We start from the raw sequence: 8,883 nt of genomic DNA, 5'->3' as shown, positions 1-8,883 counted from the left end.
CGTTGCGGGGGGCGCGGGTCCGAAGAATCTTTTTTCTCGTTTGTTGGGAGTTTATTCTTTTGTAAAAATAATTGGAAACTCGATTTTTTCCTCGAGGATTTGAAAGCCTTCAGAGCACGTGGGTCTTGTCCCGGATCTGCCTTAAATTTTTGGGCGCCTGGCAGATTCTGGTGGAACGCGGCCCGAGGCCTCGCTCTTGTTGCTTTCACGGATATAGTAGCAAAAATCGCGATTTGTATCATTAGAATTTTATTAAATTTTATCAGGTGTTTTTTTCATCCGGTGATTGCCGGCAGGGCTGTTTATATTTCCATAAAAAATAGAATGGCAATCTTTCTGATGCCCGCCACCTTCCCCAATCCAAAATTCCTGACAAAAAAGCCTCCCGACCCGGATGGGCAGGGAGGCTTTTCTAAAAATTAAAGGCCGAATCTTGCGAAGATTTCGTCCACATGGACGAGCATAGGTTTGTAATCGAAGCAGGCTTTGATTTCTTCAGGGGTGAGGTATTTTCTGACGTCTTCATCTTTGCAGAGATTTTCGTAGAAGTCTTCTCCCTGGAGCCAGCGTTTCATGGCATTTCTCTGTACCCATCTGTATGCGGTATCACGATAGGCGCCTTTGGCTACGAGGGCAAGCAGCACTCTCGGGCTGTAAATCAGGCCGCCGGTCAGGTTGAGATCTGCCAGCATTTTTTCCGGATAAACGAGGAGTTTATCGATGAGAGCGGTAGTCTGGTCAAGGATATAATCCAGGGCAATGGTAGCATCCGGAATGATGACTCTTTCTACAGAGGAGTGGGAAATATCTCTTTCATGCCACAGCGGGATATCTTCGAAAGCCGGGAGGGAGTAGCCCTGGATGACTCTGGCCATGCCGCAGATTCTTTCGGATTTGACCGGGTTTCTCTTGTGAGGCATTGCGGAGGAGCCTTTCTGTTTCGGGCTGAAGTATTCTTCTGCTTCTCTGACTTCGGTTCTCTGGAGGTGGCGGATTTCGAGGGCCATCTGGGAAAGGGTGCCGGCGATGACACCTAAAGTTGCGATGTATTCTGCATGGTGATCGCGCTGTACGACCTGGGTGGCTATGATTTCCGGGGTAAGGCCCATTTTTTCGCAGACGTATTTTTCTACAAAGGGATCGATATCTGCATAGGTTCCGACAGCGCCGGAAAGTTTACCCACTGCCATTTCTTCAGCGGCCCGTTTCATTCTGTCGATATTTCTAAGGGTTTCGGAATACCAGAGGAGGAGTTTCAGACCGAAAGTGGTGGGTTCGGCATGAACGCCATGGGTTCTGCCGATGGTGGGGGTGTATTTGAATTCTACAGCTCTTCTTTTCAAAACATCTGCCAGTTTCTGAAGGTCATCCAAAAGAACGGCGGAAGCCTGTTTGATCTGGACATTGAGGCCTGTATCTTTGACATCGGTGGAAGTGAGGCCCATATGGATGTACTTGGCTTCATCTCCTACATGTTCCCCTACATTGGTCAGGAAAGCGATAATATCATGGTTGATGACGGCATCGATTTCATGAATCCGGTCTACATCAAAATCTGCTTTTTCTTTAATGACTTTGACTGCTTCTTTCGGGATGCGGCCGAGTTCTGCATTGGCTTCGCAGGCTGCAATTTCTACATCCAGCATGGTCTGCCATTCATTTCTTTCTTCCCAGATTTTTCCCATAACCGGGCGTGTGTACCTTGGTATCATTTAAATTTCTCCCTTCGGTTTCCCAATGCGGGCACAGATTTCGCGGCCCACTAAAACGCCTGCTGCAGAGGCCTGCGCAAGGCCTCTGGTGATTCCGGCGCCATCACCAATGGCGAAGAAGTTTGGAATCTTCGTCTCCAGCTGGTTTGAAAGTTCGATTCTCGAGGAGTAAAATTTCACTTCCACGCCATACAGAAGGGTATGGCGGGAATTGGCTCCCGGAGCGATTTCATCCAGCGCTTCGAACATCTCCATAATATCCTTTAAGAAGCGATATGGCAAGACCAAAGATAAATCTCCCGGCGTGGCGCTTGGCATGGTGGGATGAATGAGGCCTCTCCGGATTCTTTCCGCCGTGGAACGGCGCCCGTCCCGAAGGTCGCCCAGCCGCTGTACGATGGGTCCTCCGCCCAGCATATTGGCAAGGGAAGCGATATATTTCCCGTATTCGATGGGTTCATGGAAAGGCTCGGTAAACTGTTTGGAAACAAGGATGGCAAAATTCGTATTTCCACTCTTTTTATGGGCATAGGAATGGCCGTTCACGGTCATGAGGCCATTGTTGTTTTCCGTCACCACGAAGCCATAAGGATTCATGCAGAAAGTACGGACCCGGTCGTCAAAGGATTTGGAGAAATAAACGAGTTTCGATTCGTAGGCAATCCTTGTAATCGGTTCATAAACTTCCGCCGGAGATTCTACACGGACTCCGATATCTACGGCATTGGAGGCTGTCCTGAGGCCGATCCGTTTTGCTTCGGATGTGAACCATTCGGCACCGTCCCGCCCCGGGGCGGCAATCAGGTATTGGCAGAGATAGGTTTCTCCGCCCGCTTCCACTCCTTTGACCTGTCCATTTTCGATGAGGATATGGTCTGCGGGACACTCAGAAATCACGGTCACGTTCTGCGGGAAGGAATCTCTCATATTCGTGAGGATTTCCCCGTTCACGTCGGTCCCCAGATGCCGGATTCTTGCGGGAATATAGGCTAAATCGGCAGCGGCGGCTTTCCGTTTCAGTTCATGCATTTCTTCCAGATGTTCATCGCCATAGATCTGGCGTCCTTTGCCGCCAAACCGGCAGTATACATCATCCACATAGGAAATGAGGCGGGAGAGTTCCCCTTTATTTATATAATCATCCAGATTTCCACCGTATTCCGTGGTGAGGGTCAGTTTCCCATCGGAAAAAGCGCCGGCCCCGCCCCAGCCGGAGACGATATTTGCCCGCCTGTCCTTCGGAGGCGCCTTGCGGTCTTTATTCAAAGCGATTCGTTCGCGGATATCCAGTCCTTTTTCCAGAATCAGGATATTCATTCCGGTATCAGCCAGTTCCAGGGCAGTAAAAATTCCCGCCGGACCGGCACCAATGATAATGACATCAAAATTTTTCATGAAAACACCCCTGTTTACAGATTTTGCATGCTTTCGGGGAAAAGCAGGCAACAAAAAAGCCCCTTCCGTGGGGCCGGATAACAGAGTTATCCCTTTTCTAATTTTACAGGAGGGGGATTTTGTTTTCAAGTACTTTTTGGAAATACAATAAACCATTACCGGAAATGGCGGGCCTTTTCAGGAAAGATGACTTGTTTTTCATAAAACTTATATCTTTCCAATAAGAACCATACAAAAATGGCCCGCTATCAAATGTGATGCAGGCCGCCATTACTGATAACTATGAACTGCGAACTGATAACTTTAAATCATTTCTTCACCGGCAGCGAAGGATTTCTTGTCCCGGCAATCCAGCGGGTGAAATCTTCCGGCAGCACTCCCAGTTCTCTTTCGGCCCAGGGCTTCCATTTTTCCGATTTCTTTCTGCCATGGATGATGGTTTCCATCGTTTTCCCCGTATGCTGCTCCAGAAGCCAGGCGAGGCGGATCCAGTGGTTCGGATAGCCTTCCTTCAGAAGGGAAAGGGCCCGTTCCCTGTCCACCCCATAAAAACGGGAAAGCCTTTCCGCCCGATGACGGAGATAAGCTTCTTCGAAGGACTCTGCCGTAAATCCCAGTTTCCTCCGGATCACGCCCCAGGGATCATCCTTCCTCATGGCAAGGATTTCTTCCATGGATTTCCCGGAGAGGCAGGAAAGCAGGGCAGCCTGATCCACTTCGCCAAACCGGTGGCTTTCCAGGGCTGCCTTCACCCGTTCTTCTGAAATATCGTACTTATAATGAATCCCCCGGACCTGATCCTCCGGGGACGGAAGGGAACGCTTCATCATTAAATATTTCCTCCTTATTTTCTAATGGATTTATTATATCACAGGAAATAGAGATGCTGCAGGGAAGGGAAATGATAAACAGTTAACGGGTGGATTACTTTCAGGCTGTCCGGATGAAATACCGTACATGGGGCTTCATGGGAAATAGCTGACGGCAATCACACCCACGAATTTTTTTCACGTTACGACTAACAGGTTCCTCCATGAAACGAAATGAAGATTTCTGCCCTTTGGGGCAATTTTCTTCAATACGCGAAAAATGACAGGAATTAATTCCTATAAAGCAGGAAAATTGATGTGGAATAGAAAATATTTCCTGTTTCATTTGTATCGGTTATCTATTTCTAATAAAATATAAAAAGAAATCCTGTACTTGAAAGGAGATTTCCTATGAGAAAATCTTTACTTGCTGCCATCCTGGCTTTCGCAATTCTCCCGGCATCGGTCTTTGCCCGGTCCGTGACCCTGCCGAATACCCTTTATGAAAAGGGAAAGCCTTTCCCGAAGTCCATCACTCTGGAAACAGCAAAGGTTAATGGTTTCTACGAATATAAAAATGCCCGTTTCCATTTCCACGGCCTCATTCCTGCTTCTTTTGGAAATGTGAAACTTCCGATGAACGGGGACGGCATTCTTCTTTCCGATGAAGACGGGGCAGAACTTTCCCTTTCCGGCGCTTATCATTCCATGAAATGGGAACTTGCCGACTATATAGGAAAAGACATCGAAAATGCCGCGCCCGATCAGTCGGCCCATATGACCTGGCAGGATGACCGGTATACCCTTTCCTGGACAAAGGCAGGAAGAGGATACTACATCCGCCGGATTCTCAGAGAAGGCCGCACCGCTTCCCTCTATCTCGTATTTCCTGAAATCAAAAGAGATGTATATGAGAAACTGATTCCGGTCATGGAAAAAGACTTTGGAATCGAGGAGGAAACGGGGAAGAAATAGTGATTCATTTTTAGTGAAAATGGGCACCCTGAAATCACAGGGGCGCCCTTTTTTACAGGAAAATTTGTAATACACTTTAGTCGGAATAATCTGACTAAAAATGAACCGACTAAAGTGAGGTGGAATTATGGCTTTCATTGGCAGACAGGACGAATTACAAAGGCTGGAAACAGCTTTCAAAAGCGATCATCTGGAAACCATATTGATTTATGGCCGCCGGAGAGCAGGAAAAAGTGAGATCATCCGTAAAGCGCTGAGACTCTCTTCGATTCCACATCTGTACTATGAGTGCAAAGAAACATCGGAAATCAATCATGTTTCCAGCCTTTCTTCCCTGATTTCTGAAATTTATGGAGAGCAGCGTCTGGCATTTGATTCCCTGGAAGAAGTTCTGGATTATTTCTTTGAGAGGGCAAAAGAACCGCAGATTCTTGTGCTCGATGAATACCCCTATCTTCGCAGTATAAGGATATATCTTCTATGAAGCAAAATTCAGGAATCGTCCGGTCACAAAAGAAAGGAGAATGCAGGAAATCGCCCAGGTCACGGCAGCCGGCCTTCCCTGCCATCACTATGGTTTCTTCAGCCGTTCGGGATTTGAGGGAACTCCGGGAGAAAATGAAATTTTTATTTCCTTGGAAGAATTATATGAAAAATAAATTCTTAACTCTTTAGTTATCAAGTGGAGTGAGGGTGTACAAAAATAGATATACTTTCTTTAAAAATATCCGGAAATACAGTGATCAGTTCATAGTGATCAGTAAAGGAAGCCCGCATCTATGGATAGCGGGCTATTTTCATACATCATTTTCCTTGAAAATGGCTAAATTTGATATAAAAAACGTCCTCCACAACTGAGAACTATAAATCCAGCCGTTTCTGTCACACCTGATGTCCCCTGTTTCTTCCCCTCCATTTCCTCTATTTGCAAATCCCCCAAATTCAGATATAATAATATATTATTGCAGGAAAGGAAGCCGCCATGAAGAGACCGCAGAAAGTGACCCGGGAAACCCGGCCCAGCCAGTATGCCCGGAAGATGTACGGGAAAGACAAAATCGAAAAAATCATGGACGAAGAAGACGTGACCTCCCTTCGGAGAGGCTCGAAGAAAAAAGTGCGTACTCTTCTCAACAGGCGTCTCCGGCAGGCTATGAAAAAAGAAGACCTGCCCAGCGGCGGTGCCTACAGAAAAGTATTGGATATGGAAGAAGAATGATTTATCAAAGGAGATTCCTATGATTGATCAGAAAGACATCCTTGTACTGGATACGGAAACCACAGGCTTCGACAGAAAAGCCGAAATACTCCAGCTTTCCGTAATCGACGGGAGCGGAGAAATTCTAATGAATGAATATTTCCGCCCCCGTTTTATTTCCTCCTGGCCCGAAGCAGAGGCCATCAATCACATCAGTCCCGAAATGGTGGCGGATAAACCCACCTTCTTTGAAAAGAAGAAGGAAATAGGAAGCCTCCTGCATCATGCGGAAATTCTCGTAGGCTATAATATCCGCTATGACCTCAGAATGATGGGGCACAGCAATCTTTTCATTTCAAAAAAAATCCCGCGGATTGACCTCATGCCTGTTTTTGCGGAAATATACAGGGAACCCAGTCTCCATCCCGAGTACGGTCCCTGGAAATGGCAGAAACTTACAACCTGCGCGAAATATTACGGTTATCCCGAAACAAACTGGCATGACAGCCTGGCCGATACGAAAGCGACGCTCTACTGCTTTTGGGAAATGGTCAAACGGGGCCATCTGAAAGTGCCGGGACTGGAAATGAGCCATTAACCATTAACCCCAATGTACGATTATTGAAAAAGAATGACCCGAAAGCCATTCCCCTTATTAATTATTAACTCCAATGTACAGTTATCCAAAAAATATGTCCTTCAGTTTATTCACTTGAATCCATGAACTGATAACTATGAACTAACATACAGAGAGGCGCACTATGCCGGCAAAGAAACAATACTACATCGTCAAAAAAGGCCGCAAAACCGGTGTTTTTTATTCCTGGGCGGACTGCCAGCCCCAGGTGCAGGGATTTGGCGGCGCCATTTATAAAGGATTTTTCACGAGAGAAGAAGCGGAGAAGTGGTATGGAAAGCCTGTTGCCCCTGCTCCTGCAAGAAGTCCATCCTCTCCCTCTTCCGAACTATCCCTCTCCGAGGCGGAAATGAAGTATCCCGCCCGCCGCACGGTAAAAAATACTTCCATTTATCAGAATGGAGAATACCTTCCCAAGGAGCTCACCATTTTCACCGACGGTTCCTGCCTGGTAAATCCCCGCGGACCCGGCGGATTTGCTGCCGTTTTTCTGGACAGGATGGGACAGGAACTGCTCTATGTCACCGGAGGCGAACCGTCTACCACGAATAATCGTATGGAACTCCGGGCTGCCTATGAAGCCCTGAAAATCATCGATGACGGGACGGTCCATCATATTTCCTTCTACACAGACAGTAAATATCTCCAGCAGGGCATTCACTGGATAAAAAACTGGAAGAGAAACGGCTGGAAAACGCAGCAGGGAACGAACGTGAGAAATCCGGACCTCTGGAAAGGTCTGGATGAAATCATTGCCCGCCATCAGGTCAGATTTGAATGGACCAAAGGCCATGTGGGTACGAAATATAACGAAATCTGCGACCGCCTGGCAAAAGGGGAAGCGGAGAAATTTCAGAAATAGTGATCCGTTTTCAGAGAAAGTGGCGCCTTGAAATCAGAAAGGCGCTTTTTTGATTTCCTCTGTATCTGATGAAACTTTATATAATAAAAAGGACGCCCTTCCAATCATGAAAGGCGGCCGTCAAAACTGAACGCTATCTATTCATTGTTAACATTTTCCGAAAATAATACCGTATTTTTCTCTTTCAGTTTCCAAAATATGAAATATTTATTTCAATAATAAAAAAATTTTCTATCACCTTAAAAATTTTCAAAAATTATCTTGTAAATGTTTCAAATATACCCTATAATAAAAATGAGAACAGAGGTAAGAAAGTGTCTGAAATCATTGTATAACAACAATAAGGAAAGAGGGCATCATCATGACATCGGGGAAAGAAGATTATTTAAAAGCCATTTACTTGATCAGTGAAACTCATGATGTGGTCACGAACAAGGAGCTTTCCGAAATGCTCCACGTTTCTCCGCCATCCGTGAGTGAAATGATCACGAAACTGCAGAAACAGGGCTATGTGGACTACACCGCCTATAAAGGCAGTAAAATGACCAGAAAAGGCAAGAGGGAAGCAGGGAGACTTCTCCGTTACCATGCACTCTGGGAAGTCTTTCTGGTGAACAATCTGAAATTCTCCTGGAGCGAAGCCCATGAAATGGCCGAAGGCCTGGAACACCAGACCAATGATAAACTGGCAGAAAAACTGGATGATTTTCTGGGACACCCGGAGCACTGCCCCAATGGCGATCCGGTACCGAGAAAAGACGGAAGCCGTCTGGGCATCACCACCCGTCTTCTCTGCGACGTGGATATCGGAGAATCCACCCATATCCGCCGGATTATGGAAGATTATACCCTGATGGACTACATCCAGTCCAAAGGAATCACCATCGGTATGCCGATTGCCGTCAAAGAAAAGGAACCCTACGAAGGACCGCTCCTTCTCGAAACGCCGGGCGGGGATATCACCCTCTCCTACAAAGCGGCAAAACAGATTTATGTGGATGACTGATGATTCTTTTTTAAAAATACCTTCCGGTTCATGAGAGCCGGAAGGCTTTTTACTGTAAGAAATCAGGACAGCGGTATAAATTGATGAATCCCCCTTGAAATATAGTTCTCAGTTCATGGTAATCAGTGAAAGAGGCCCGCGTCAAATATGGTATGCTATCAGTAAATAGGAGTATGAAATATAAAAATCCTATTTGGAGGTAGCAATATGGTCAATAAAGACGAAATAAGTCCCAAGGAAAAACTGTCTATTGTCAGAAAGATTAATCGAGGAGATTTGGGACCAAGTG

At 46.3% G+C, this 8,883-nt stretch carries 11 protein-coding genes; 8 read left to right on the top strand and 3 right to left on the bottom strand.

Going from position 1 to position 8,883, the window contains the following annotated elements; genetic code table 11:
* The coding region (locus VZT47_RS08085; protein WP_330224466.1) for a hypothetical protein at positions 1–423 on the top strand (423 nt) is incomplete at its 5' end.
* Here VZT47_RS08085 and purB read toward each other — a convergent pair.
* The 3 genes from purB to VZT47_RS08070 all read right to left on the bottom strand — a co-directional run bounded on the left by purB (position 420) and on the right by VZT47_RS08070 (position 3,937).
* Positions 420–1,712: an adenylosuccinate lyase gene (purB, locus tag VZT47_RS08080; RefSeq protein ID WP_330224465.1), complete on the bottom strand. Its 1,293-nt coding sequence runs from the start codon at positions 1,710–1,712 to the stop codon at positions 420–422. The two genes, VZT47_RS08085 and purB, sit on opposite strands and share 4 nt — an antisense overlap.
* Positions 1,713–3,107: an NAD(P)/FAD-dependent oxidoreductase gene (locus tag VZT47_RS08075; RefSeq protein ID WP_330224464.1), complete on the bottom strand. Its 1,395-nt coding sequence runs from the start codon at positions 3,105–3,107 to the stop codon at positions 1,713–1,715. It lies immediately after the preceding gene.
* Positions 3,108–3,415: 308 nt separating this feature from the next.
* A complete protein-coding gene (locus VZT47_RS08070) occupies positions 3,416–3,937 on the bottom strand; it encodes a hypothetical protein (protein ID WP_330224463.1) in 522 nt (173 codons plus the stop codon).
* A 390-nt stretch (positions 3,938–4,327) separates the two neighbouring features.
* Here VZT47_RS08070 and VZT47_RS08065 point away from each other — a divergent pair, with 390 nt between their 5' ends.
* From VZT47_RS08065 to VZT47_RS08035, 7 genes are all read left to right on the top strand, one after another.
* Positions 4,328–4,891: a hypothetical protein gene (locus tag VZT47_RS08065; RefSeq protein WP_330224462.1), complete on the top strand. Its 564-nt coding sequence runs from the start codon at positions 4,328–4,330 to the stop codon at positions 4,889–4,891.
* A 127-nt stretch (positions 4,892–5,018) separates the two neighbouring features.
* Positions 5,019–5,375, top strand: a complete 357-nt coding sequence (locus VZT47_RS08060) for an ATP-binding protein (RefSeq protein WP_330224461.1) — start codon at positions 5,019–5,021, stop codon at positions 5,373–5,375.
* Positions 5,376–5,415: 40 nt separating this feature from the next.
* On the top strand, positions 5,416–5,550 hold the full coding sequence (locus VZT47_RS08055) for a hypothetical protein (protein ID WP_330224460.1): 135 nt from the start codon (positions 5,416–5,418) through the stop codon (positions 5,548–5,550).
* Positions 5,551–5,873: 323 nt separating this feature from the next.
* Positions 5,874–6,110: a hypothetical protein gene (locus tag VZT47_RS08050; RefSeq protein ID WP_330224459.1), complete on the top strand. Its 237-nt coding sequence runs from the start codon at positions 5,874–5,876 to the stop codon at positions 6,108–6,110.
* A 19-nt stretch (positions 6,111–6,129) separates the two neighbouring features.
* Positions 6,130–6,687 carry a 3'-5' exonuclease gene (locus VZT47_RS08045; RefSeq protein ID WP_330224458.1) on the top strand — a complete coding sequence of 186 codons (558 nt, stop codon included), beginning with the start codon at positions 6,130–6,132 and terminating at the stop codon, positions 6,685–6,687.
* 163 nt (positions 6,688–6,850) lie between these two features.
* Complete coding sequence (gene rnhA, locus VZT47_RS08040) at positions 6,851–7,588, top strand: ribonuclease HI (protein ID WP_330224457.1); 738 nt, start codon at positions 6,851–6,853, stop codon at positions 7,586–7,588.
* Between the two features lie 361 nt (positions 7,589–7,949).
* Positions 7,950–8,594 (top strand): metal-dependent transcriptional regulator, encoded by a 645-nt coding sequence (locus VZT47_RS08035; protein ID WP_330224456.1) that lies wholly within the window; start codon positions 7,950–7,952, stop codon positions 8,592–8,594.
* Positions 8,595–8,883 lie beyond the last annotated feature (289 nt).

Origin of the sequence: Dialister sp., from assembly GCF_036343215.1 — a bacterium.
Taxonomy (GTDB): Bacteria; Bacillota; Negativicutes; order Veillonellales; family Dialisteraceae; genus Dialister.
The sequence above is the reverse complement of the archived record's forward strand: the minus strand, read 5'-3'. Positions and strand labels throughout refer to the sequence as shown.